The following is a 23,250-nucleotide window of genomic DNA, read 5'->3' as shown; positions in this document are numbered from 1 at the left end:
TGGGGAATAGACTCGGTAGCCCGGCACGGGCTTTGCGGCGCTTGCGCCATTGCAGACGCCCACTTTCAGTGGGCGGCGGAACCGTCAGAGGGAAGAATATGCCCGTCTATCCCTCACCGAAACCGACGACCGAAGTCCCTCTGAATTTGGTAACGGGAAAAGTCTGATGGCGATATAATCTCACTTGAGGAAGCTCTGCTATGAATGTGCCTGTTCTGATCGAAAAACGCAGTGATGGTCGTGTCCGTGTCTCGGGGCTGGGGCGCGGTCCGCTGGGCTGGGATGCCGAGGGGGAGTCTTTAGGGGAGGCGAAAGAGAACCTTCGACTACGGATTCAAGAAGCATTCGAGGGAACCGTTTCCTACGACACCCTGGAGATCAATCTGCCGACTTCTTCCTCGTCGCTTGATGATTTCTACGGAGATTTGCGCGACGACCCGCTCTATGACGAGTGGCAGGACGCAATCGCACAATATCGCCAGGAGCGCGAGGCAGCGTGATCCGCTACTTGCTGGATACCGACACGTTCTCTCTCTGGCGGCGCGGTGATGAGGTTCTTGCAACCCGACTACGGGCCGCTCTGGCCCATCAAAGTGTTGGTATCAGTGTCGTGACCGTCGAGGAACAGCTTGGCGGCTGGTTTGCCCTTCTACGACGAACCAAAACGCCCGAGCAAGAGGCGCGCATTTATACAGAAATCTCACGGAGCATGCAGCTCTTCGCACTGATCCCCGTGCTTCCTCTCTCCGAAGCCTCCCTCCAGCGCTTCGCCACACTCAAGTCTCAGAAGCTAAACGTGGGCTCCATGGATCTACGAATCGCCTCTCTCACCCTAGAGCTAGGCGCGGTAGTTGTCACACGCAATCGCCGCGACTACGAACGGATTCCTGGGGTCGTTCAAGAAGACTGGACAATCCCCGAATAAATCATGACTCCTGAAGATGCCCTCCTCTCCTACCTCTACCCACGCCTCGTTGATGCCCTCCAGAGCTGGAAAGGCTTCGACGACATCTACGGAATCTGGATCGTCTTGGCACTTTTTGAGGATGAACCCACGAAACCGTCTTTTTCTCATGTGATGCCACTTCGGCACTCCGTCGCGACTCCTGAGCGAATAAATTCCTATTTTGGCTATACCCATTCTCCTGGTGTCGCAGACTACACAGTAAGCGCCTCCCTTGAACTTTGCGCCGATCCCTGGCCCTCACCAGAATACACAAGTTACTACGAGGATGTCGAACGTGACGAAGGCGATCCTGATGGACTGTCGCTTCGTGAAGCGTTCTTTTCCTGGAAAAGGAAGCAACCTGGCTACCTGAATCCCCTTGAGCATCCCGAACTGCGCGATCTGGATTTGCAAGAGCTCAATTGGTTTCTGGAAATCTGTGGGAAGCTGATCCATCGTCTTCATGCCGAAGGAGTCCTAACGACAAATTTTGGGAAAGCAATTCCCGTTGGTATCAGCTTCTGCAACGATATAGATGAAAGAATCACAATTCCCGCCACCCAAAATAACAATCCGCCAGGACTCGCTGACGGAATGCTAACCTGGATGCGCAGCGACTACTAGATCTTGTTTTGCTTCGCGAGCTTCGTCAAAATCTTCTGGGCAATGTCGCTACAGCTTGGGTCTTTTGTGGCGATGACTTTCTCGCAGTAGAGCTTGGCTTCGTCGGGGCGCTTAGCAAAGACGCAAGCGAGTGCGTTGTCTAGCAGAATCTGGGGGTTTGCGGGTTCACACTGCAAGGCTAGCTTGCGCTCCTCGATGGCTTTGGTGAAATCTCTTCGCTTTTGTGCTTTCTCCGCCAGAGCACAGTGCGCCACGGGATCACCGGGATCTTTTGCCAGACGCGCCGCAACATCGCTTTCGGAGAGCGTCCCTGCGGCGGCGAACTCAGCGGCGCGAGCACTCGCGAGGGGAGTCTTGCCTGTCTTAGCCGTGTAGTAAGCAAAAGAGCCGCCGACGTAGAGGAGGACCAAGGTGCACGCGCCAATGAGAAGTTTGAAAACGAGCTTCATGGATGTACTAGACGTAAGACCACTCGGTTTGGTTGCGGCGGTTATAATAGAGCCTGATGCGTCTGTCGGTGATCATTGTCCACTGGAACACGGCTCCTGATCTGCGGGAGTGTTTGGCGGCGCTTCGGGAATTTCCGTGGCGTGGCGGTGAGACGGAGATTGTTGTGGTGGACAATGCGTCGCGCGATGGCGCGGTGGCGATGCTGGCGGCGGAGTTTCCGGAGGTGCGGGTGATCGCGAACTCCGAAAATCTCATCTATGCGGCGGCGACCAACCAGGCGCTTCAAGCGGCGATGGGCGATTATTTTCTTTTGCTCAATCCCGATGCGTGCGTGACCAAAGGCGCGATTGACAAGCTCATCGGGGCGCAAAAAGAGATTGTAGCAGCGAAGTTAGTCTCCGACGATGGCTCGGTGCAGAAGTCGGTGCGGGCGTTTCCGACACCACTGGCGACGATCACAGGAAGCTGGACGCGGCTGGCGTTTGACTACGAAAAAGCGGGACCTGCACCGCAGCCGATGATGTCGTGCCTCTTGTTCACACGAGCGGTCTACGAGACAATCGGGGGGCTCGACGAGCGCTTTCCGCTGTTCTTCAACGATGTGGACTGGAGCCTGCGGGCACAGCGGGCGGGGGTGGAAACGTGGTATATCCCAGAGGCAGTGGTCAAACACGGGCATGGGGGAACCACGAGGCGCGTGCGTAAGTCTGCTGTCTGGGAGTCGCGGCGGGCCTGGCTGCGCTTTTTAAAGAAACACTTTGCGCGTGACCCGCTACGGCCTCTGGCCAGCGTGGCGGTCACGCTGGACGCCTGGCGACGGACCGGGCGCTGGGGGAAATCGCTTGGAAGAGATGGCGGCGAGACCACGCCTGAGAGTTTGCGTCGTGAGCTGGAGAGCGAAGGACGACCTTCGTGAGTGCCTAAAGAGCGTTCGTGGCTGGGAGACGGTCGTGGTGGACAACGCATCGGGCGATGGCAGCGCGGAGATGGTGACGAGTGAGTTCCCCGACGTCAAGCTCATCGCACTCTCCGAGAACACGGGCTTCTCTGGCGGCAACAATATCGCGCTGGAGAGTTTGGACGCTGACTATGCCCTGCTCCTCAACTCCGATGCGACGGTCGAGCCGGGCGGGCTGGAGCGGCTACTCGCTTTTGCCGATGCCACACCCGATGCGGGAATTATCGGCCCCAAGGTGATCAACCCCGACGGCTCGATCCAGTACTCCTGCCGCCGCTGGCCGACGTTTGCTGCGGGAATGTTTCGCAATGTCTGGCTCGGGAGGCTCTTTCCGGGCAACAAACCCGCATCGGACTACTTGATGCAGGACTTCGACCACGCCAGCGTGCTTGATGTAGACTGGGTCTCGGGCTGTGCCCTGCTCATCCGAAAAACCTGCCTGGAGCAGATCGGTTTGCTTGATGCGGAGACATTCTTCATGTACTGTGAGGACATGGACTGGTCTCTCCGTGCGCACCAAGGCAACTGGCGCGTCGTGTATTTCCCTGGATGCGTTGTCACGCACGCCATCGGTAAGTCGTCGGACAACGCCGCCGAGCGCATGATCTTAGAGCACTCCCGCTCGATGTGGCGCTTCTGGCAAAAGCACCGTGGCTTCTTCGCCGACAAAGTCCCCGGGATCTTGCAGCCATTTGTCTGGACGGGAATCTGGGCACGCGCCTATGTTCGCATCGCCAAGCGCCGCCTCACGGGAGCAGGTGGGAGAGATTGGCGGAGACGAAAGTGATCCCAAAAGTCGGCTTTTATGCCCTTCTGCTCGCCTTAGCGCTCGCTCCGTTTCTGGGCGGCAATCCGGCGGGCGCGGAGTACAACAGCGATGCTAGCCTTGGTGCGCTACGCATTCTGGTGCTGGTCGCGGCGCTTGCCTCCCAAACCCATCCCCTAGCCCCTTCCCTCAGGGCAGGGAAGAGGAATGTGGCGCTGTGGTTTGCCGTCGCTTGGTCCGCGCTCTCGCTCCTGATCCACTCCAAGTTCTTCACATCGCCGTCTTTGCTCTTTGCCCAGATTCCCGCCGTCCTGGACTTGCTCTGCGCCGCGCTGGTCTTCTCGCTCGCCACAAAGTCCGACGAAGGCCAGCGGCAGAAGATCAGTATCGCGCTGATCGTGGGGCTGGGACTTCACGCACTCATGGCGGCGCAGCAGTACGGCACAGCAAAGCAGGCAGGTCAAGACTGGTTCCGTGCCACCGGGCTCTTTTTCTCCCCCAACTTCTCCGCAGGCTTTATCGGCCTGCTCTTGCCGCTGGCCTTTGTGCTTTGTCTGTTGGCAAAAGAAAGACTCGTGACGCTGGGCTTTGGCCTCGCCAGCGCCCTGGGTTTTGGAGCGCTGATTGCCAGCGGAAGCCGTGTCGGACTGGCAGCAGCTGGGCTGGGCTTGCTGGTAGCGCTTCTCTTTAGCATCAAACAAATTCCTTGGCAACGCCTTGGGGTTTTGTTGCTTGCCTGCTTGGCGCTGGGCTTTGGCTTCAAAGGCGCGATTGTCTCGCGAGCAGACAAAACGGGCGGACAGACCACGACCAAGCGCGGCTTGGTTGATGAGTTTCGCCTCTACACGTGGCGCGGAACAGCGAAGATGGCGCTGGCAAACCCGGTCTTTGGCACCGGACCGGGAACATTTCCCGCGCTCTACCCCCGCTACGCTGAGGTCGGGCGCACGGGTCTCGCGCACCAGTCCTATCTCCAAGTCGCCGCAGAAAACGGCATCCCCACCGCACTGGGTCTGCTTACCGCGGCTCTCTTGGCGCTTGCTTCCGTCCGGCGCGGGAACTTGGTATGTGCAGCCCTCGCCGGAGGCTTGCTCGCTGCTCTCGTCCGAAGCTGTTTCGACTCCGAGTGGGCACTTCAGGGCAACTCCCTCCCCTTCTGGACCGTCGCCGGGCTCCTCGCACCTCCAATAAACCCTCTTCGCGAAGCCGGAGAGGGTCGCCGTCTAAGCGGCGGGGAGAGGCTAGCCGCCGCACTGGGCCTTCTCTTCGCACTGCTCTCACAAGCGGGCATCTTTCCAGCGCAGCCCAAGGCGCTTGCCGAGTCCGGGAAACTGGCCGAGGCCGCGGCGATAGACCCCACGCCACGCTGGCAGTTCATGATCGCACGCCGCGCCGAGCAGGCGGGGGACTACGCCACGGCGATTGCCGCGTTTCAGAAAGCTCGCGTTGCTGATCCCAACGACCTTCAGACCTTGCGGGCGCTGGCCGAGACGCAAGAAAAAGCGGGCGATAAAGATGGCGCAAAAGTGACCTGGCAGCAGCTGGTTCGGGTAGTTGAGGGGCCTGCGGGGAAAATCCGGGCGATTCCGGAGGTCACGGGGATTCACCAAGCCTTTGCCTACGCCGCCCTGGAGCAGTGGGATAAGTGCGCCGACACGATTGTCGCCCACTCCTTCACTGACCCGGTGTATCAGCTTCAAGCCTACAATGTTTTGGATAATAGCTTAGAAAAAGCCCGCACCCGTCACACCGAGCTCATTGCCCTTTTTGAGACCACGATGAGCCATCTCCCCGAGAGAAACGCAGAAAAAACAGAAACTCTCACACGACTGGAAAAGTTCTTTCAATAAGCTATATCTATCGAGAACGACAACACGGTACAATAATAAATCGGTAAACGAATGAATACATTGCTGGATTTCCACGGCCCCAACGCCGGGTATGCCCTTGAGCTATACGAACAATACCAACGCGACCCAAGTTCTGTTGACGCAGAGACACGTGCTTTTTTTGGTGAGGGATTCTCTCCGCAGATCAGTGTATCGGCTCCCCCGCCCTCTTTGGAGGCGGGTTCGCCTGCCGCTCTGACGGCCACGCAGGTGGATGTGATCGTGCGAGTGAGCCGCGTGGCGCGGCTGGTGCGTGAGATGGGGCACTCAGAAGCAAAGCTTGACCCACTTGGCATCCATCCGCCCCCCGGAGACCCCGAGCTCTCCCTGAGCTACCATGGGCTTACCGAGGCCAATGTGGCCTCACTTCCCGCAAGCGTGGTCGGTGGTCCGTGTGCCGAGGGCAAGGCCAATGCCTTGGAGGCGCTCACCTGCCTGCGTGGGATTTACTCGGGAACGGTGGGCTACGAAGACGATCACATCCAGATTCCTGCGGAGCGCAACTGGTTCCGGGAGGCCGTCGAGAGCCGTCGCTACTTTGACACCATCACCGACGAAGACCGCACGACACTTTTGGAGCAGCTCACCGCGGTGGACAGTTTCGAGCAGTTTTTGGAGCGTGTCCAGCCGTATAAGGGCCAGAAGCGCTTCTCGATCGAGGGCATTGATATGCTGGTGCCCGTGCTCAATACCCTGATCCATGAGGCCGCCAAAGCGGGAACCCGTGAGCTGGTGATGGGCATGGCGCACCGCGGACGACTTAATGTGCTAACCCACGTGCTCGGAAAGTCTTACGAGGACGTGCTCGCCGAGTTCCCCAAAGATCCCCGCGCCATTGACGCTCTAGAGGGCTCGGGCGGCGAGACCCATGCCTACACCGGCGATGTGAAGTACCATAAGGGCTTCCGACGCACCTATAAAAACGGCGGCTCGGTCTCGATGCCCGTCACGCTGGCTCCCAATCCCAGCCACTTAGAGTTTGTGAACCCTGCCGTCGTGGGCCGAGCACGCGCCGCGCAAGAGACCCGCGACCGTGTGGGCCAGCCCAAGCGTGATATTCTCGCCTCGCTGGCCGTACAAGTGCACGGCGATGCCGCGTTTCCCGGCCAGGGCGTGGTCGCTGAGACCCTCAATCTCTCCCAGCTCTCGGGCTACCGGGTGGGGGGGACGATCCATATCATCGCCAATAACCAGATCGGCTTCACCACGGACCCGAAAGATGGCCGCTCGACGATGTACGCCAGCGACTTGGCCAAGGGCTTTGAGATCCCAATTGTTCATGTGAATGCCGACGATCCCGAGGCATGTCTGGCCGTGACTCGTATGGCGGTGGCCTACCGACAAAAATTCGGCAAAGATTTCTTGATTGATTTAGTGGGTTACCGGCGGCTGGGCCACAACGAGCAAGAAGAGCCTTCGTTCACGCAGCCCCAGATGTATGAGATCATCCGTAAGTTTCCCCGACTGCGCGAAAAATGGGGAAGCGAGCTGGTGCAACGCGGTCAGCTCACGCAGGCCGATGTGGATGCTCTGAGCGATGCGGCGTGGAAGCGATTAGAAGTCGCAAAAGAGATCGCGCTCCAGACGGGCTATCCCAAGCATGAAGACCATGCGCCCCGCGAGAGTGATCCCTGGCAAGTAGCCACGGCAGTCTCTGCCGAGCGCCTGAGCGGCACCAATGCTTTCTTAAACACCGTTCCTGAGGGATTTGCGATTGACAGTAAGCTAGAGAAAGCATTCTTAGGAGGGCGACGAGCCGCTCTAGACGGCGAGCATAAGATCGTCTGGGCGCATGCCGAAGCGCTTGCCTATGCCTCGATCCTCGAAGACGGTATCCCGATTCGCCTCACGGGTCAAGACACCCAGCGCGGAACTTTCACGCAGCGTCAGCTGGTCTGGCATGATATTCAGAAGGGCACAAGCTACTGTGCTCACCACAACCTCCCGAACGCAAAAGCCTCGCTTGCACTCTACAACTCGCCTCTCTCCGAGAGCGCTGCGCTAGGCTTTGAGTACGGCTACTCTGTGCACGCCGAAGGAACACTGGTACTCTGGGAAGCGCAGTTTGGCGACTTTGTCAATGGCGCCCAAGTGATCATTGACCAGTTTATTGTCAGCGGCAAGGCCAAGTGGGAGCAGAACCCCACGGTTGTCTTACTGCTGCCCCACGGCTACGAAGGCGCAGGCCCCGAGCACTCGTCGGCGCGCCTAGAGCGATTTTTACTGCAGTGTGCGGGCGATAACCTTCGGGTAGCCAACTGCTCCACGGCGGCACAGTACTTCCACTTGCTCCGTCGCCAGGCAGCCACACTTCACACCGATCCGCGTCCGCTGATCGTGATGACTCCCAAGAGCCTGCTGCGTCATGCCCGCGCTGCCGCAAGCCTCACCGAGCTGTCCGAAGGCGGCTTCCAGGCGGTTCTTGATGACACCCGCGACGCAAGCCGCAAGAAGAGTGTGACCCGGCTGGTGCTATGCTCTGGCAAGGTCTACTACGATATGGTCTACGGTGCGGCTCCGCAGTACACCGAGCGGCCTGACTATCTCGCCGCTGAGGGCGTTGCGATTGCACGCGTCGAGCAGCTCTATCCGTTCCCTGCGGGTGATCTTGAGGCACTCGTCGCCAGCTATCCGTCGGTACAGGAAGTCTTCTGGCTACAAGAGGAGCCGCAGAATATGGGCGCCTGGAACTTTATGGCCCCGCGTCTGGAGAAGCTCCTGGGCTTCAAGCCCGTGTATCTTGGTCGCCCCGAAGAGGCAAGCCCCGCGGAGGGTTCTCAAACCACCCACAATACCGAACAGCTTCGGATTGTCACTGAGGCGTTCCAGAACGTCCCCGCAAGAAAGAGAGCGAAGTAACAAATGCCGCTTGAGATAGTAGTTCCCCAGATGGGCGAGTCCATCGTCGAAGCAACCGTGGCGCAGTGGCTAAAGAAGCCCGGTGAGGCCGTCAAGGCGCGTGAAGCGCTGGTGGAGCTGGAAACAGACAAGGTCAATCAAGTGATCGAGGCCGACGCCGACGGCGTGCTGACACAAATCTTAGCCGAGGTCGGAGCCACGGTCGCCGTGGGCCAAGCAATCGGCGTGATTGAGGCGGGCGCGACGGCAAGTGCACCTGCCACAGCCCCAACACAAGCTGCCGCGAAGGGGGACACGCCAGCCCCCACTAGTGGAGGAGCAGACGCAACTCCGGTTGCCGCGGCGATGGCAGCAGCCAACAATGTCCCGCTTGACGGCGTCGCAGGCACGGGCCCTGCTGGCAAGATCGGGAAAGCCGATGTCGAAGCAAAGATCGCAACGCCCAAGGCAGCTGCGCCGCCCGTTGCAGCTCCTGCTCCCCTGCCCCCTGCCCCCCCATCGGAGCGGCCCATTGAGCGCATCCCGATGGCCCGCAAGCGCAAGGCGATTGCCAATAATCTCAAAAACGCTCAGAACACTGCCGCCATTCTCACGACGTTTAACGAAGTGGACATGAGCAAGGTCATGGAGCTGCGCACGCGGCGAAAAGCCGACTTCGAGAGCCGCTTTGGCGTCGGGCTGGGCTTCATGAGCTTCTTCACCAAGGCGACTATCGGGGCACTGAAACAGTTCCCCATGGTCAACGCTGAGATTGACGACGCTCGTGGAGAGATTATCCTCAAGAAGTACTACGACATCGGAATCGCCGTCGGGCTGGAAGATGGTCTGGTCGTCCCGATCATTCGTGATGCCGATAAATTAAGCTTTGCCGCAATCGAAAAGAAAATTAAAGAGCTGGCGGGTAAGGCCAAAGAGGGCAAGCTCGGGCTCGCAGATCTGACCGGTGGCTCGTTCTCCATCACCAACGGCGGAACGTTCGGCTCGATGCTCTCCACCCCGATCCTCAACTACCCCCAGGTCGGGATTCTCGGGATGCACAATATCGTCAAGCGCCCCGTGGTGGTCGGCGATGAGATCGTCATCCGCCCGATCATGTACCTGGCGCTCAGCTACGATCATAGAATTATTGATGGCAGCACCGCCGTCCGGTTCTTAGTCAAGATCAAAGAGCTGATCGAAGACCCCGAGACGCTTTTGCTGGAAGGGTAGCCTCCTCGTCCTGCCCCCTCTCGCCCTGCTTGCGAGAGGGGGTTTTGTGTCTCTATAGCAACAAATAAAGCCCCTTATTCTCAGCGGTTGCGGCATGGAGCATGATGAGAACGGGGTCAATGATCTCGGCCTTGAGCGGTAGCTGAGCACGGAGGTTCTCTAGTATAGCAACGCTCTCGGCGACGTAGCTGGCGGACTGGAAGTAGCCGTCGGGGACTCCTAGTGCACCGCCACCCACAAAGACGCGGCTCTCAGGGTAGAGGTCAATTAGCCCAAAGCGGCACTTCGACGCGGCGCTTCCTAGCCCGATATTGGCGGTCGGGTCGTAGTAAGCCGTGAGCGCCAGCGTCGCGCGCCGCCCAAAGCCATCGAAAGCGGCATCGTCGCGCCAGTCGGACTCGATGTGCACTCCGTTGCGAGGGTTGCGCAGCTGTGCCCGGTGGTCGCTGATAAAGTGCTCCAGCGCCGTGTCGTCGTGCCGATCCAGAATCGGGGCGAGGTCGCGGCGGAAGGCGGCCTCATCGAAGACAAACGCTTTGTGTAGGTTGCTCATAGCGCATTCTATCCCTAAAACCGACCTATGGTTCCTTATACGGCGAGGGGTTGAAAATCCCTCGCTAGAGGCAACAAGTTGCCGAACGCCCTCACGGGCTGATAAATCCACGCCTCATCGTCCGGCAGGACGTTCCGCCGAAGGCGTTCAGCGAGGAATTTTCAACTCCTCGCATTCGTTCGCCGTAGTCCCGCCGGTTGGAGCGGCGGGACTGGAGAGCCTTCGGCTACGAAGGGCGTACCGCCCATGGGAATCCCGAGTAAACTCGGTATGGCCGGAACGGCCTTTGTAGCTTTAGCTCTCCAGCACCGCCGTTCCAATCGGCGGTGCTTCCGCTTTCGCCAAGCCTGCTAGAGTATAATCCCATCATGATCTCTGCCCCTTCTGAGCGCGCTGCGTGGCTGCGCACCGAGCTTGCCCGTCACAATATTCTGTACTACATCCACGACTCTCCAGAAGTGAGCGATTCGGAGTACGATAAGCTTTACCATGAGCTGGTGAAGCTGGAGATCGAGAATCCTGAGCTGGTGACGTCGGACTCCCCGACACAGCGTGTCGGAGCCACTCCCGCCAGTGCCTTTGGCTCCGTGACGCACAAGAGGCCGATGCTCTCTCTGGGCAATGCGTTCTCCGCCGAGGAGCTGCGTGAGTTCGATGCGCGAGTGAAGCGGCATTTAGGCTTGCCCGAGGACACGGAAGAAAAGACCGAAAAGATCGCCTATCTGTGCGAGCTCAAGCTCGATGGCCTCTCGGTCTCGCTAACCTACGAAGATGGCGTTCTGGTACGCGGCGCAACCCGTGGCGATGGCGCGACGGGCGAGGAGATCACGGCGAACCTGAAGACCATTCCCTCGATTCCCCTGCGGCTGATCGGGGAGAGTCTCCCCGCCCTAATCGAGATTCGTGGCGAGGCATTTCTGACCCACGGCGAGTTTGCCCGTATCAACGGCGAGCGCGAGGCTAGTGGGGGGGCGACTTTCGCCAACCCACGCAACGCTGCCGCTGGAAGCCTGCGCCAGCTGGACCATCGAGTGACGGCTGGCCGTAGGCTAAAAGTATGGTTCTACGCCGTCGGCGAGGCATCGGGCTGGGAGCCGGAGAGCCAGCTTGGGTGGCTGGAGCAGCTCAAGGCATGGGGCCTGCCGACGGCTCCCGAGCGCCAGCTCTGCGCGGACATTGATGAGGTGGTCGCCACGGTTGCCGCTTGGTCGGAGAAGAAAAATACGCTGGATTATGATACGGATGGCGTGGTGGTGAAAGTCAATGATTTCATCCTACAGCGCGAGCTGGGGCAGGTCAGCCGTGCGCCGCGCTGGGCGATTGCGTATAAGTACCCCGCGCTGCAAGTCGAGACAATAGTCGAAGAGATTCTCGTACAGGTGGGCCGCACGGGGGCAATCACGCCGCTCGCCAAGCTGACGCCAGTCTCGGTCGCCGGTGTAATCGTGGGCCGCGCGACGCTGCACAACCAGGACGAGATCGACCGAAAAGATGTGCGCGTGGGCGATACTGTGGTGATCCAGCGGGCCGGTGAGGTGATCCCCGAAGTGGTGCAGGTGGTCACAGCCAAGCGCCCCGAGGGCACGCAAGCCTTTAAGCTCCCCGCCACTTGTCCCTCCTGTGGGACGGCTACGATTCGCGTAGAGGGCGAGGCTGTCACGCGCTGTCCCAACGCTGAGAGCTGCCCGGCGCAGCTACAGACGCGCCTGGAGTACTTTGTCAGCCGCAACGCCCTCAATATAGACGGCCTCGGCGGCGAGCGCCTGGCACAGTTTATCGAGGCAAAATTAGTGAGTGATGCAGCAGATCTCTTCACGCTCACCAAAGAGCAGCTTCTTCCGCTGGAGCGCATGGGTGAGAAGCTGGCAGATAACTTAATCGGGGAGCTGGAGCGAAAGAAGAACACCACACTGGCGCGGCTGTTGGTAGCGCTGGGCATTCGTCATGTGGGCGAGGGCGGCGCATCGCGGCTGGCACAGGGCTTTGGGACGCTGGAAAAGCTCCGCGAGGCCACGGTTGAGCAGCTCGCGCAAGTCCCCGATGTCGGCCTGACCACGGCGCAGAGTGTCCGTGCCTGGCTCGACAACAACACGGCGTTTCTGGACAAGCTCATCGGCGCTGGCGTGGTCGCGCAGGGCGATGACGCGGCCCCGATCTCCGATCACTTCGCGGGCAAGAGCTTTGTCTTCACGGGAGCACTCACCCTCTTCACCCGCGAAGATGCCGAAGCCACGGTCAAGCGCCTTGGCGGACGCGCCGCAGGAAGCGTGAGCAAGCAGACCAGCTTCGTGGTCGCCGGGCCGGGTGCGGGGAGCAAGCTGGCAAAAGCCGAGCAGCTAGGCATCACGGTTTTGACCGAAGACGAGTTCGCAGCGCTGCTTCCCCCCCCTGCCCCCGCTTCGCGGGGGGGAGAAAAGGAATAATTACCTATTGTCCCCCCGCCGGGCGGGGGTTAGGGGGGAGGCGTATAATACCTACATGGCCCTGATCTCGCTTGTCTTCCCGATCTTCAATGAAGAGGCGGTACTCCCCGTGCTGGTCGCGCGGCTGGAGGCGCTCTTGCCGATACTCGAAAAAGACGGCGATACGGTTGAGGTGCTCTTTATCAACGATGGCTCACGCGATGGCTCGCTCTTGCAGCTCCGGGAGCTGGCACAGACACACTCGTGGGCGCGGGTGCTCTCGTTCTCGCGCAACTTTGGGCACCAAGTGGCCGTAACGGCGGGGATGCACCATGCCTCAGGTGCTGCCGTTGTCTTACTCGATGCCGACCTACAAGACCCCCCGGAGCTGCTCCCTGAGATGATCCGGCTCTGGCGCGACGAGGGCTGGGAGGTGGTCTATGGCAAGCGCCGGAGCCGCGAGGGCGAGACGGCCTTCAAGCTCCTCACTGCCGCGATTTTCTACAAAACCCTCCAGCGCCTCACCAGTGTCGCTATCCCGGAGAACACCGGGGACTTTCGCCTGATGGACCGGAAAGTTGTGGATGCGCTCAATACGATGGGTGAGCAGCACCGGTTCCTGCGCGGCATGGCGGCCTGGGTGGGATTTAAACAGTACGCGCTGGAGTACGATAGGCCTGCACGTGCCGCGGGGGAGACCAAGTACCCCTTCCGCAAGATGTTCAAGCTGGCCATGGACGCGGTCACGGGCTTTTCCTACGCGCCGCTCAAGCTCGCACGCGATCTGGGAGCCTTTGTCGCACTGGCCTCTATTGTCTACGGGGTGATTCAGGCCGCGCGCTACGCCCTCGCACCAGGCAGTTTCCAGGCGGGCTGGACGAGTATTATCGTGGTCTTATCGCTTCTCTCGGGCGTCCAGCTCATCACCCTGGGGCTGATCGGGGAGTACATCGGGCGCATCTACGACGAAGTCAAGGGCCGCCCGCTCTATCTTCTCTCGGAGAAACTAGGCTTTGAGCCTCAGAGCGAGAGTTCTAAGCCGTCGTAGGCGACTGAGATGCCATGCGGGGCGCAAAGCTCCGACATCTCCTCGTGCAGAAGCAAGCCCGTGTGGCAGATATGCGTCAGGTAGATCGGTGCGCCAAGCTTTAGGGCCAGCTTTTCCTTGAAGGCAATGCACTGCTCCAGTGTTAGATGACCCTCGTAGGTACTCTGCGAAACTCCCCGGCCACACTCGATAATCGCACCGTCGAGAGGAATGCTTTCCAGAAATTCCCAGGTCTTGGGCGCGTACCAGCCCGTGTCCGAGGCGTAGAGCAGGCGCTTGTCTGTCTCTGCCTCGCGGAAGAGAAAGTTAAAGCATAGCTCATCGCTTTTGTGGTACGCGGTAATCGGGGTGACAAAGAGATGCCCCACCTGCACTTCCACAAAAGGCTCTAGCACACAAGAGCGGAGTAGTGGCGCTTCAAAAAAGTGCTTGACCTCTCCCTGAAGCTTGGTGAGTGCCTGCTCACTGCCCCAGACTTGCAGCGGTCCTTCACGGTCTGGCGCGAAGTTGCAGGAGAGATACTGGAGCTCTCGGGCAGCAAAGTGATCGTCGTGGGTGTGGGTGAAGAGCAGGTGCTGAATCGCCGTCAGATCGCGCTCCGGGTACTTATGCACCTGTGCCAGCGCATCGGGGCAGAGATCCACACGGATCGTCTTGTCCAGTAAGATCCCTGAGCGCAACCGGAGGTTCTTTCCACCACGCCGTAGTGCCTCCCGGTTGATCGGGGTACGGCTAAACAGCGCCGGGAAGCCTTCAGCGGCTCCTGTTCCTAAAAAAAATACGTTCACTCAACCACTCCTACCCTTAGATTATCGCCTTATCTGTTCTCTATCCTCCTATTTATTGCCTTTACTGTCAGATAATTCTCACCCTGAGCTTTTTACCTCCCCCCTGGCTCGTTCCTCGCCGTCCCCCCTCCGGCTCCGCGAAGGGGGGGGGCATTTCCCTATCCCTCTTCGCAGGGAGGAACGACCGAAAGCCGGAGGGGGTCGTGCGCTCAAGCGCGGGGAGAGGTAAAAGCGCGTGGGAGGTACAATAGCGGATAGATGACACTCCGTGAGATCATGGTAGGCTACCCCGCCTCAAAAGATATTGACCTGCATCCGTATTACCAAGGGGCAGCGGGAAAGTGGGTCTGGCGCTTCTACCATTTTCGCTTCACCCGAGCCGGGCGCTGGTTTCTCGGTCTCACTGCCTCGCTCTTTTTGGTCATCTCCATTTTCTGGAACTTAGATACCCAGACGGTCACGTTGGCGCTCTATATCATGGGGCTCTGGGCTGTCTCCCTTCTCGCGTTCCTACCTATACCGATTCGAGCGACGATGCGCCACGCGGAGCGGATCACGGCAGGCGAGACCCTCCAGGTAGAGATCACGGTGGAGAACACGAGCCGCTGGCCACTGGCGGATCTGACCGTGCAGGGCTGGGGACTTCCGCTCAAAGTGGATGCGGAGCCCGAAGAAGGGATCGCTCTGGGCCTGCTACGCGGCTACGAAAGCCAGACAATTGCGTTCCCTCTGACTTGCCAGGGACGCGGTGCCTACATCTTAGGCGGTTGCCGGGTTCTCACAGACTTTCCCTTTGGTCTTCTTCAGGCCTACCGCATCCAGCGGACTCCGACCCGCCTGATCGTCCACCCCGCCTTTCGTCCCCTCACGCGCTTCAACCTGCCCAGTGGGCGACGCTTCCAGCCAGGAGGGATCGCGATGGCCTCCCAAGTGGGAGACTCGTTTGAGTATCTGGGCAACCGGGAGTGGCGCGATGGCGATAATCCACGCGATATTGATTGGCGTGCCACGGCAAGGCTCGCCGGGGCGACAAGCGCCTCGCTCGTGGTTCGAGAGTGGCGCGAGGAGTATTTTTTACGGGTCGGTGTGGTGCTAGACACCCATGTTCCCGTAAGAAAGCCCACCTCCAAGCGGATGTTTCTGCGGGAGCTCAGCGAGCGCCTGCCGGGGCACACCTCCCAAGAGCAGCGCTTAGCCGCCTTAGAGCGAGCGGTCTCTGTCTGCGCCGCCGTGAGCGATGCCCTCGCCCGCCAAGACTATATCGTGGATATTTTTGCCGCGGGGCCGAATCTCTACCACCTCACTGCGGGCCGAAGCCTTGCTTACCGGGAGCAAATATTAGATATCCTTGCCTGCGTGGAAGGCAGCCCGGAGGACCCCCTCTCGCACATTGCCCCACGCCTGCACCAAGAGCTTGATCGGCTCACCACGGTAATCTGTATCGTCCTAGACTGGGATGAGCCCCGGCGGCAGTTTGTAGACGAGCTACGCCAGCACGGAGTCGGGGTCAAAGTGCTCTGGATCGCGGAGAATGAAGAGGCCCAACCCGATGAGGCGGGCCTCCAGGTACTCACTCCCCAGATGCTGGCCCAAGGAGGCATAGACATGCTGTAACTTATCCCCCGGCTAAAGCACGGGGACTTTGACAGTAACGAAAGGCAAGCCTGTCGTCCCGTCTATAGGGCAAGTTACATTGCCCCGTGTCGTCACTCAGTACATATCCTGCAAGCAGGCATCCTGAGTCCGACCACACCAGAAAGAGAATCCTGATGCCGTCTGAATGTTTTACGAGCCAAAACGGTGTGTTGACTCAACCACCTACACTCACTTGTAAAGGTAAATAAACCGTGACAGCCTCACAGGAGGTTTCGTGCCTTCATACCTGGCATTAGAGCCATGACGATACTCAGCAGAATTTCAACACCCCGGAAAGGTTAGGCCAAAATAATTTGAAGACTCAATCGCGGAAACTTCCATTCGGTTCCCGATTCCTCCCACGGCTAAACGCCCAGAGGGCACCCGGGGTTTCCTCGGAGGTTGGTTCATGAAGACAAGCACCTCTATGCAAACTCGCCCTATCACCCTCCCTTTTAGTATCGCTCTCTTTGGTCTGGGAGTCTTGTTGACCCTCTTTTTGGTATCGGGAGGAGCTCTCTGGCTACTGGCTCCGCTGGCAATTCTGATCCTGTCGTCCTATGTGCTTCGCTTGCGCTTGCCGACGATCTGGCTTCCGAGCTTGCTCTTTGGCGGCACTCTCCTCGGGATGGCGATCCTGAGTACCCCGCTGGATGGGCCAAAGAGCCCCGCCATGATCGGCACCGCACGAGCGACGTTCCTTTTTGCCCAAGCGATGGCAATCGTGATGACCCTTCAGTTCTACCGCCCCACCCCTAGTGATCCCGGGCGCCCCAAGCTCTTTGCGCTCCTTGGGGGCATCTTTTCGCTGATGGCAAGCTGCAATACGTTTGATGAGCGCCTGCTTCGTTTACTACTCCCTGCCATGCTGGTGATGACGGGCCTAGCGCTCCGAAACCTCAGGCAGCGCCCTAGCCTCCAGCGCCTTACCGTGACTCTTCTTTTTCCGGCTCTGGCCCTTGCGCTAGGCACAGGTTGGTTTGGGATTCAGACCGTTCAGCGCAACCGTGAGCGCCTCACGGAGTGGGGTAATCGCTTCATGAACGAGCGCCCGCAGGCAGAACTAACCGGTCTTGCACAGCAACCCACTCTTGGTGCAAGCTTTGGAGGACGAGGCTCCAATGCGCGAGTACTCCGGCTAGAGGGAACTCCTAACCTCTATCACCTGCGAGGAGCCGCCTACGACACTTACGATGGCAACCGCTGGTGGCTTCCCATACCGGCCCGCTCTTTCATCACCTTGAACCCGCAGCTCCTCTCGCTTCCCGTCCCACGTGGTGTGGTACCTAACCGGATCATGGTCACCCGGCTCCAGAGTAGCGACCCCCAGATTTTTTTCCCTCTCGAAACCCTGTCTCTGGAGCTCGGGGACGTGGAGCAAATGGAGTGGGCAAGCAATGCGAGTGGCCCCGTCCGCGTGCGCGCCAACCAGCCGTACACTTACTCCTACCTAGAGGGCAAGGACGGATTCCAGGGGCTGATGGCTCTACCGGGGCTCCCTACCCCTGAGGTGCAGGCAAAGCAGCTCTTGCTCTCCGAAGAGGTTCGCGCAAAGCTGTCGCCTCTGGCACAGAAGATCACCCAAAATGCCAAGACCCCCGCAGAAAAAGTGACGGCGGTGACTTCGTACTTATTAGAAAACTACACCTATAGCCTCAATTTTAAGGGAGGGTTTATCTTTGCCAAAGATAACCCCAATATCATGCGACGATTTGTCGATGGCAAGCAAATGGATATGGTAGTACGCTTCTTACTGGCTAATCCTAAACAAGGAGCGCACTGTGAGTACTTTGCTTCTTCTGCGGCTCTTTTATTGCGCTGTGTGGGAGTTCCGACGCGCTACGTGACGGGCTACTTTGCCCATGAAGAAGAGGCTCCCAACACCATTATTGTCCGTCAGCGCGATGCCCACGCCTGGTGCGAAGCTTGGGTAGAGGGCAAGGGCTGGCTGACCGTGGAGGCTACTCCCCCAGCAGGCTGGCCAGAGCAGACCAAGGGCCCGATAGAGCCCTGGCGCAAGGCATGGGAGTGGCTCCAAGACCTCTGGCTAAAAGCACTCTCCTGGCTCGCAGACCGCGAACCCACGCAGCTTGCGATGCTCTTAATGGGGCCCTTTGTCGTGATTGGGCTGGTCGTTTTCCTCCAGCGCCGTGGCCGCAAATCAGCCCCCTCGCTCCTAGACTTTCTCCTCCCTCCCCCCGATCTCGCCACGCTCGCACAGCGCTTCGAAGCTATTTTAGTAAAAGCAGGAGCCTCGCTGAGTCCCACCGAGCCTTGGTCAGAGCGCCTCACCTCGCTCCCCGAAGCCACCCAGCCCGCCGCAAAACAGTTCGTCGCCCTCTATCAACAAGCCCGCTTTGGGGGGAAATCTGCCGATAGAGCCGCTCTGGAAACCACCCTCCAGACCCTCGAAGAGTCTCTCAAAAAGAAACCTTAGCCTTGTGTTAAACTAGTATATAAAGGAGCTTTTGTCATGTCTGCACCGCCGCGTGATCTTGATACGCATCATCTGTTTTCTGCCCCTGCCACCCGTGAGGCGTGGGAGGCGCGTGCCAAGGAGATTCGGGAGCGGATTCTCTTCTCCTGCGGGCTCTGGCCGCTGCCCAAGAAGACGCCGTTGCGGCCCACAGTGACGAGCACAGTCGAGCTGGCGGACATCACGATTGAGAATGTGGCGCTGGAGACCTTTCCGGGGTTCTGGCTGTGCGGCAGCCTGTATAAGCCCAAGGGCGCGGGGCCGTTTCCAGCGATTGCCAACATGCACGGGCACTGGGCAGACGGGCGGCTACAGCGCGAGGCGGATGTGCCTAAAGCTCCCCCTGCACCGGGGCCGCGTGGGGCGGGGAAGGCCGATCTCGTGGCGCTGGCGGCGAGCCTGGCGCGGCAGGGCTTTGTGGTCTTTGCCTACGACATGCTGGGCTACAACGACACCGACCAGTTCGTCCACCGCAAGCTCGGCGCTAGTTTAGACCAGTGGCTCTGGGGCGTGAGCGAGCTGGGGGTGCAGACCTGGAACAGTATTCGTGTTCTGGATTACTTGCAGTCATTGCCTTTCGTTGACAAGAAAAAGCTCGGCGCGACCGGCGCATCGGGCGGCGGCTCCCAGACTTTCTTGCTGGCGGCGATTGATGATCGGGTGCAGGTGAGTGTCCCGGTGAACATGGTCTCGGCCTACATGCAGGGCGGCTGCAACTGCGAGAACGCGCCGGGTTTAAGAGTCGGGACGGACAATGTGGAAGTCGCGTCGGTGTTTGCCCCCAAGCCCCAGCTCTTTGTCTCGTGCACGGGGGACTGGACCAGCAAAGTGCCGGTTGAGGAAGGCCCGGCGGCGCGAAAAGTCTATGAGCTGTATGGCAAGCCCGAGAACCTCCAGTGGGTGCAGTTTAACTACGGCCACAACTACAATGTCGAGAGCCGCGAGGTGATGTACGCGTTCTTCAAGAAGCACTTGCACGGCGAGGCGGGCGAAAAAGAAAAGCCGCTGGAGCTCGATCCCAAGCAGCTTCGGGTCAAGCGCCCCACCGGCAAGAGCGACACTGAGCTGCTGAGCGACCTAAAGCGCAAGCGCAGTGAGACAGCTCTCGCCCTGCGCCAGAAAAACGACAAAAAATCCCGTGAGCTCTTGCGCAAGGGCTTGGCGCTGTCGCTCGCCGTGGACGCCCCCGAAGGGAAAGGCAAAAAAGGCCGAGCGGACTGGATCAAGATCGCCGCTGCGCCGCTGGACCACGATCCCAAGGCGCTCTGGAAAGACTTTTTCTCCTGCTACAACCGAACGCCGCTGGGCGAGCAGGTGCAGACGGTTCTGAAGAACATGGTCGAGGCGAACCAGGCAGGTGTCGGGAGCATCACCCTGATGGGGGGAATCGAGGTGCTGCTGGCGCGCGCGGTCGCTCCCGAGTTCTGTCCCGGCCCGACCGTGGTGGACCTGCAGGGCTTTGCCGCCGATGACGACGCCGCGTACCTGGAGCGGGCCTATGCACCGGGCTTGCGCGGGATTGGCGGACTTCACACGGCGGCGCTCCTAGCCAATAATAAACCACTGCTTCTGCACAACACACAGCGAAAGTTTCGCGCCGAGAATATTCCCTGCCGCCTGGAGCCTGAGAAACTCAGCGACGACGAAATCCGCGCGTGGCTGAAGACTGTCGGGTAAACTGGGCTTGACCAATGGGGTAAACTATGATACTTTGTCTGCGAAGTTCTTTGTGAGGCAAAGTGAATCAAATGACGACCCTGGCTACCCGACCGATTAATATGTCTACCGCGCCCGCCAAACCGCTCCCTTACGACCCGACCCCGGAGCGCCTGCCCCGCCATGTCGCGATTATCTGTGATGGCAACGGGCGCTGGGCCAAGGACCGAGGGCTACCGCGCCTCTCCGGACACTGGGAGGGCTACCAGAGCGTCCGCGAGGTCGTGCGTACGGCCTCGGACATGAAGCTGGAGGCGCTGACTCTCTACGCCTTCTCCACCGAAAACTGGCGCCGCCCCCAGCTCGAAACCGACGGCCTGATGCGGCTCTTTGTGGAAGGCGCACGCCGTGAGCTCAAAGAGCTGCACGAGAACAATGTCCAGATGCGCTTCTCCGGTAGATTGGAGGCGCTCCCCGCCGATCTGCGTAAAGAACTCAACCGCCACTGCGAGGTCACCAGCGCCAACACGGGCCTGATTCTCAATGTCTGCCTGAACTACGGCGGGCGCGCCGAGATCGTGGACGCCGCACGTCGCCTCGCCGAGAAAGTCGCGGCGGGCGAGCTGACTCCCGATCAGATCAACGACACGCTCTTTGAGCAGGAGCTCTACACCGCCGGTATGCCCGACCCGGACCTGCTGATCCGCCCCGCCGGTGACCTGCGCATCTCCAACTATCTCCTCTGGCAGATCGCCTACGCCGAGATCTACTTCACGCCCGTCCGCTGGCCCGACTTCCGCAAAGAAAACCTCGAAGAAGCCATCGCCGAGTTCCAGCGCCGTGAGCGCCGCTTCGGCGGGCTGAAGTAGCGCCCAATAGAATTGGGCGTCAACAGTGGCTTCGTCCCTCAGCCGCAAAGCCTGTTCCAGGCTGGGGATTTTTAGCCCGGAACGGGCTGCGTGGCGGAACGCCATTGCAGACGTCGATTTCAATCGGCGGTAAAATAGCCGCATGAGCAGCTTTGAGGAGGCGATTCGGCTGGGCGAGGCGAGCGGTGTCCGGCTGGAAGTGGCGGGCGGCATCACGACCTGGGAGGCGTTTCCCTCAGTGCGCCACCAGCGGGCCGTGGATCGCATTCGCGCCTCAATCAAGCCTGCCGCAAGCCCCATCACCGACTGTGGCTGTGTTCACTACGCCGATATCTATGTCCAGTTCCCCGATGGCTCGCTCAAGCGCCCCGATATCGCGATTTTCTGTGGTGAGCCCGAGGAGCAGACCACGGCGGTCACCATGCTCCCCGAGGCCGTGATTGAGATCGTCAGCCCGGACTACGAAGGCAAGGACCTCAGTGTCGGGGTGCCGTTTTTTCTACGCCAAGGCATCAAGGATGTGATTGTCTTCGATCCCGCCACAGGCGAAGTACGCCACTTCCGCCCCGGCCACTCTGAGCAGCGTTACCCGTCGCCACAGAGCATCACACTCACCTGCGGTTGCACCGTCACGGTGTAGATCCTATCTTTATTCCTCAGTTACAGCGCGTTGCTGACGCTCCCACTCGTCGTGGAAAGGGGCCAGAGTGAACATCGCAGGCAACCCTGGATCGTGGAGATAGTCCAGGGTATTGATAACCTCCGTCGCTACTGCTTCTAAGTGGGTATGGTCGGGTTTCTGGCAGTACTGAAGGAGATGGTGAAGACCAAGTACCCAGTTGGACACAAGGGAGTCCACATCAATCCAGGTATCGGTGTCTGTGCCCATAATATTGTTGAGTAGCGCAGTGCCTAGCTCGCTTGCCCGCTCTGTAGAGAGAAGTTTTCCCTGTCCGCTATTGTGCTCGATCTCTTCGAAAATCGCACCGTAGAGAATTTTATGCTCTGCGGATACTTCTGCGTCAATGTTTTCCTGGGCAAGCCTTGTGAGAGTAGTCACGCATGAGAGTCCAAACCGGATACCTGTCAAGGGGGAAAGCCCTGAAACGAGCTTGGCCAGCTCACGTTCATAATCTTGGTAAGACCGTACCTCTGTGTTTGAACTTTCTGGTGGGGGAGGCGTTTTGGGAAGGCCGACAATGTAGGGAGCGTCCACGCCTATCTGGAGGCCAAAAATCGCCGCTTGTGGGTGCCTCTCTCGCAGGCGGTTAGCGGCAATTTGTGGAGAGTCTGTATGGAGCACAAAATCACCGGTCAGGATGTCTAAGACGACGAATTTCCCTTGGTTTGCCTCCGTCTCGACATGCACACGGATTTTGGTTTGGTAGAGCTCTTCTCCGCGTTCAACGATCTCCCAGGTGGTCATATGTCATTATTTTATCCCGAGCCCGGCACGGGCTTCGCGGCGGAACGCCACTGCAGACGTCGGTTTTCAACCGGCGGCACGGGGTAAAATAGCGACATGCTAACCCGCCGTGTTTTTCTCGCCGCCGCTCTTGCTCTTGCCGTGCTCCCTGCGTGGGCGCAAGACAAGCTGGATCTGACGATTCTCCACACCAACGACCTGCACGGGCACACGCTGCCCTTTGCCTACACCGAGCCGGAGCGCAGCAAAGACGAGCAGGCATCGGTGGGGGGCGCGGCGCGGCGGGCGACTCTGATTCGGGAGCTGAAGAAAAAGGCGAAGAACCCGGTCATGGTGATTGATCTGGGCGATGTGGCGACCCGTGGCCCACTGACCAATGCTTATGAGGGAATCGCGGATATCGAGGCGCTCAATGCGACGGGCTACGATATCGGGACGGTGGGCAACAATGAGTTTAAGCTGAAAGACGCCGCCGAGCGCTTCGATGCCACCGGGGCGCAGAACGCGCTACTGCAAGTGCTGCGCCGCTCGCACTTTCCCTGGGTCTGTGCCAATGCGGGTGTCGGGGAGGCGGCAAAGGGCGAGCTGATTCCGGGCGTCCACCCGTATCTGGTGCGCGAGATCAACGGCGTGCGCGTGGGCTTTCTCGGGCTGACCGCGCCGCGCTCCAGTGGTTATCCGCAAATGAAGGGCTGG

The 23,250-nt window shown here is 59.6% G+C and carries 20 protein-coding genes; 16 read left to right on the top strand and 4 right to left on the bottom strand.

Annotation, left to right across the window (positions count from 1 at the left end):
• The first annotated feature begins 200 nt into the window (after positions 1 to 200).
• From AC1XOS_RS02685 to AC1XOS_RS02675, 3 genes are read left to right on the top strand one after another with little or no spacing between them, the layout of a single operon-like run.
• A complete protein-coding gene (locus AC1XOS_RS02685; protein ID WP_481960673.1) occupies positions 201 to 500 on the top strand; it encodes a hypothetical protein in 300 nt (99 codons plus the stop codon).
• Positions 497 to 925 (top strand): type II toxin-antitoxin system VapC family toxin, encoded by a 429-nt coding sequence (locus AC1XOS_RS02680; RefSeq protein WP_481960672.1) that lies wholly within the window; start codon positions 497 to 499, stop codon positions 923 to 925. Before AC1XOS_RS02685 ends, AC1XOS_RS02680 begins: the two co-directional genes overlap by 4 nt.
• 3 nt (positions 926 to 928) lie before the next feature.
• On the top strand, positions 929 to 1,570 hold the full coding sequence (locus tag AC1XOS_RS02675) for a hypothetical protein (RefSeq protein WP_481960671.1): 642 nt from the start codon (positions 929 to 931) through the stop codon (positions 1,568 to 1,570).
• Here the strand turns inward: AC1XOS_RS02675 and AC1XOS_RS02670 are convergent.
• Positions 1,567 to 2,019: a tetratricopeptide repeat protein gene (locus AC1XOS_RS02670; RefSeq protein WP_481960670.1), complete on the bottom strand. Its 453-nt coding sequence runs from the start codon at positions 2,017 to 2,019 to the stop codon at positions 1,567 to 1,569. The genes AC1XOS_RS02675 and AC1XOS_RS02670 overlap by 4 nt on opposite strands.
• A gap of 56 nt (positions 2,020 to 2,075) precedes the next feature.
• Here AC1XOS_RS02670 and AC1XOS_RS02665 point away from each other — a divergent pair, with 56 nt between their 5' ends.
• The 5 genes from AC1XOS_RS02665 to odhB are packed head-to-tail and all read left to right on the top strand — an operon-like array spanning position 2,076 to position 9,701.
• Positions 2,076 to 2,936, top strand: coding sequence for a glycosyltransferase family 2 protein (locus tag AC1XOS_RS02665; protein WP_481960669.1), 861 nt, complete (start codon positions 2,076 to 2,078; stop codon positions 2,934 to 2,936).
• On the top strand, positions 2,905 to 3,765 hold the full coding sequence (locus AC1XOS_RS02660; protein ID WP_481960668.1) for a glycosyltransferase family 2 protein: 861 nt from the start codon (positions 2,905 to 2,907) through the stop codon (positions 3,763 to 3,765). Before AC1XOS_RS02665 ends, AC1XOS_RS02660 begins: the two co-directional genes overlap by 32 nt.
• Complete coding sequence (locus AC1XOS_RS02655; RefSeq protein WP_481960667.1) at positions 3,747 to 5,594, top strand: O-antigen ligase family protein; 1,848 nt, start codon at positions 3,747 to 3,749, stop codon at positions 5,592 to 5,594. The genes AC1XOS_RS02660 and AC1XOS_RS02655 overlap by 19 nt, the downstream gene beginning before the upstream one ends.
• Before the next feature lie 51 nt (positions 5,595 to 5,645).
• Positions 5,646 to 8,492, top strand: coding sequence for a 2-oxoglutarate dehydrogenase E1 component (locus AC1XOS_RS02650; protein WP_481960666.1), 2,847 nt, complete (start codon positions 5,646 to 5,648; stop codon positions 8,490 to 8,492).
• A gap of 3 nt (positions 8,493 to 8,495) precedes the next feature.
• Entirely contained in the window at positions 8,496 to 9,701 is a 1,206-nt protein-coding gene (gene odhB / locus AC1XOS_RS02645; RefSeq protein ID WP_481960665.1) for a 2-oxoglutarate dehydrogenase complex dihydrolipoyllysine-residue succinyltransferase, read from the top strand.
• A gap of 52 nt (positions 9,702 to 9,753) precedes the next feature.
• On the opposite strand, the gene AC1XOS_RS02640 is transcribed toward odhB, so the two are convergent.
• Positions 9,754 to 10,254 (bottom strand): hypothetical protein, encoded by a 501-nt coding sequence (locus AC1XOS_RS02640; protein WP_481960664.1) that lies wholly within the window; start codon positions 10,252 to 10,254, stop codon positions 9,754 to 9,756.
• Between the two features lie 368 nt (positions 10,255 to 10,622).
• Between AC1XOS_RS02640 and ligA the strand changes: the two genes are divergently transcribed.
• Positions 10,623 to 12,677 (top strand): NAD-dependent DNA ligase LigA, encoded by a 2,055-nt coding sequence (gene ligA / locus AC1XOS_RS02635; RefSeq protein ID WP_481960663.1) that lies wholly within the window; start codon positions 10,623 to 10,625, stop codon positions 12,675 to 12,677.
• Positions 12,678 to 12,732: 55 nt separating this feature from the next.
• Complete coding sequence (locus AC1XOS_RS02630; protein WP_481960662.1) at positions 12,733 to 13,704, top strand: glycosyltransferase family 2 protein; 972 nt, start codon at positions 12,733 to 12,735, stop codon at positions 13,702 to 13,704.
• Here AC1XOS_RS02630 and AC1XOS_RS02625 read toward each other — a convergent pair.
• Positions 13,677 to 14,492 carry an MBL fold metallo-hydrolase gene (locus AC1XOS_RS02625; RefSeq protein WP_481960661.1) on the bottom strand — a complete coding sequence of 272 codons (816 nt, stop codon included), beginning with the start codon at positions 14,490 to 14,492 and terminating at the stop codon, positions 13,677 to 13,679. The two genes, AC1XOS_RS02630 and AC1XOS_RS02625, sit on opposite strands and share 28 nt — an antisense overlap.
• A gap of 258 nt (positions 14,493 to 14,750) precedes the next feature.
• On the opposite strand from AC1XOS_RS02625, the gene AC1XOS_RS02620 reads away from it, so the two are divergent.
• From AC1XOS_RS02620 to AC1XOS_RS02600, 5 genes are all read left to right on the top strand, one after another.
• Complete coding sequence (locus tag AC1XOS_RS02620; RefSeq protein ID WP_481960660.1) at positions 14,751 to 16,106, top strand: DUF58 domain-containing protein; 1,356 nt, start codon at positions 14,751 to 14,753, stop codon at positions 16,104 to 16,106.
• 448 nt (positions 16,107 to 16,554) lie between these two features.
• The gene (locus tag AC1XOS_RS02615; protein WP_481960659.1) at positions 16,555 to 18,564 is read left to right on the top strand and encodes a transglutaminase-like domain-containing protein; all 2,010 of its coding nucleotides are present in this window, start codon (positions 16,555 to 16,557) and stop codon (positions 18,562 to 18,564) included.
• Between the two features lie 36 nt (positions 18,565 to 18,600).
• A complete protein-coding gene (locus AC1XOS_RS02610) occupies positions 18,601 to 20,280 on the top strand; it encodes an alpha/beta hydrolase family protein (RefSeq protein WP_481960658.1) in 1,680 nt (559 codons plus the stop codon).
• 71 nt (positions 20,281 to 20,351) lie between these two features.
• Positions 20,352 to 21,128 (top strand): isoprenyl transferase, encoded by a 777-nt coding sequence (locus AC1XOS_RS02605; protein WP_481960657.1) that lies wholly within the window; start codon positions 20,352 to 20,354, stop codon positions 21,126 to 21,128.
• Positions 21,129 to 21,270: 142 nt separating this feature from the next.
• Positions 21,271 to 21,768 carry a Uma2 family endonuclease gene (locus AC1XOS_RS02600; protein ID WP_481960656.1) on the top strand — a complete coding sequence of 166 codons (498 nt, stop codon included), beginning with the start codon at positions 21,271 to 21,273 and terminating at the stop codon, positions 21,766 to 21,768.
• Between the two features lie 9 nt (positions 21,769 to 21,777).
• Here the strand turns inward: AC1XOS_RS02600 and AC1XOS_RS02595 are convergent, their stop codons facing one another.
• Positions 21,778 to 22,554 carry a hypothetical protein gene (locus tag AC1XOS_RS02595; protein ID WP_481960655.1) on the bottom strand — a complete coding sequence of 259 codons (777 nt, stop codon included), beginning with the start codon at positions 22,552 to 22,554 and terminating at the stop codon, positions 21,778 to 21,780.
• A gap of 96 nt (positions 22,555 to 22,650) precedes the next feature.
• Between AC1XOS_RS02595 and AC1XOS_RS02590 the strand changes: the two genes are divergently transcribed.
• Positions 22,651 to 23,250: metallophosphoesterase (locus AC1XOS_RS02590; protein ID WP_481960654.1), on the top strand; the 600-nt coding region annotated here is incomplete at its 3' end.

The sequence above is a fragment of the Armatimonas sp. genome, from assembly GCF_964826245.1.
The sequence above is the reverse complement of the archived record's forward strand: the minus strand, read 5'-3'. Positions and strand labels throughout refer to the sequence as shown.

Coding starts and splice junctions, on each gene's coding strand:
- AC1XOS_RS02640 (WP_481960664.1), bottom strand. CDS start 10,254: ATGAGCAACCTACACAAAGCGTTTGTCTTCGATGAGGCCGCCTTCCGC.
- AC1XOS_RS02675 (WP_481960671.1), top strand. CDS start 929: ATGACTCCTGAAGATGCCCTCCTCTCCTACCTCTACCCACGCCTCGTT.
- AC1XOS_RS02595 (WP_481960655.1), bottom strand. CDS start 22,554: ATGACCACCTGGGAGATCGTTGAACGCGGAGAAGAGCTCTACCAAACC.
- odhB (WP_481960665.1), top strand. CDS start 8,496: ATGCCGCTTGAGATAGTAGTTCCCCAGATGGGCGAGTCCATCGTCGAA.
- AC1XOS_RS02650 (WP_481960666.1), top strand. CDS start 5,646: ATGAATACATTGCTGGATTTCCACGGCCCCAACGCCGGGTATGCCCTT.
- AC1XOS_RS02605 (WP_481960657.1), top strand. CDS start 20,352: ATGACGACCCTGGCTACCCGACCGATTAATATGTCTACCGCGCCCGCC.
- AC1XOS_RS02610 (WP_481960658.1), top strand. CDS start 18,601: ATGTCTGCACCGCCGCGTGATCTTGATACGCATCATCTGTTTTCTGCC.
- AC1XOS_RS02600 (WP_481960656.1), top strand. CDS start 21,271: ATGAGCAGCTTTGAGGAGGCGATTCGGCTGGGCGAGGCGAGCGGTGTC.
- AC1XOS_RS02685 (WP_481960673.1), top strand. CDS start 201: ATGAATGTGCCTGTTCTGATCGAAAAACGCAGTGATGGTCGTGTCCGT.
- AC1XOS_RS02665 (WP_481960669.1), top strand. CDS start 2,076: ATGCGTCTGTCGGTGATCATTGTCCACTGGAACACGGCTCCTGATCTG.
- AC1XOS_RS02670 (WP_481960670.1), bottom strand. CDS start 2,019: ATGAAGCTCGTTTTCAAACTTCTCATTGGCGCGTGCACCTTGGTCCTC.
- AC1XOS_RS02615 (WP_481960659.1), top strand. CDS start 16,555: ATGCAAACTCGCCCTATCACCCTCCCTTTTAGTATCGCTCTCTTTGGT.
- AC1XOS_RS02630 (WP_481960662.1), top strand. CDS start 12,733: ATGGCCCTGATCTCGCTTGTCTTCCCGATCTTCAATGAAGAGGCGGTA.
- ligA (WP_481960663.1), top strand. CDS start 10,623: ATGATCTCTGCCCCTTCTGAGCGCGCTGCGTGGCTGCGCACCGAGCTT.
- AC1XOS_RS02620 (WP_481960660.1), top strand. CDS start 14,751: ATGACACTCCGTGAGATCATGGTAGGCTACCCCGCCTCAAAAGATATT.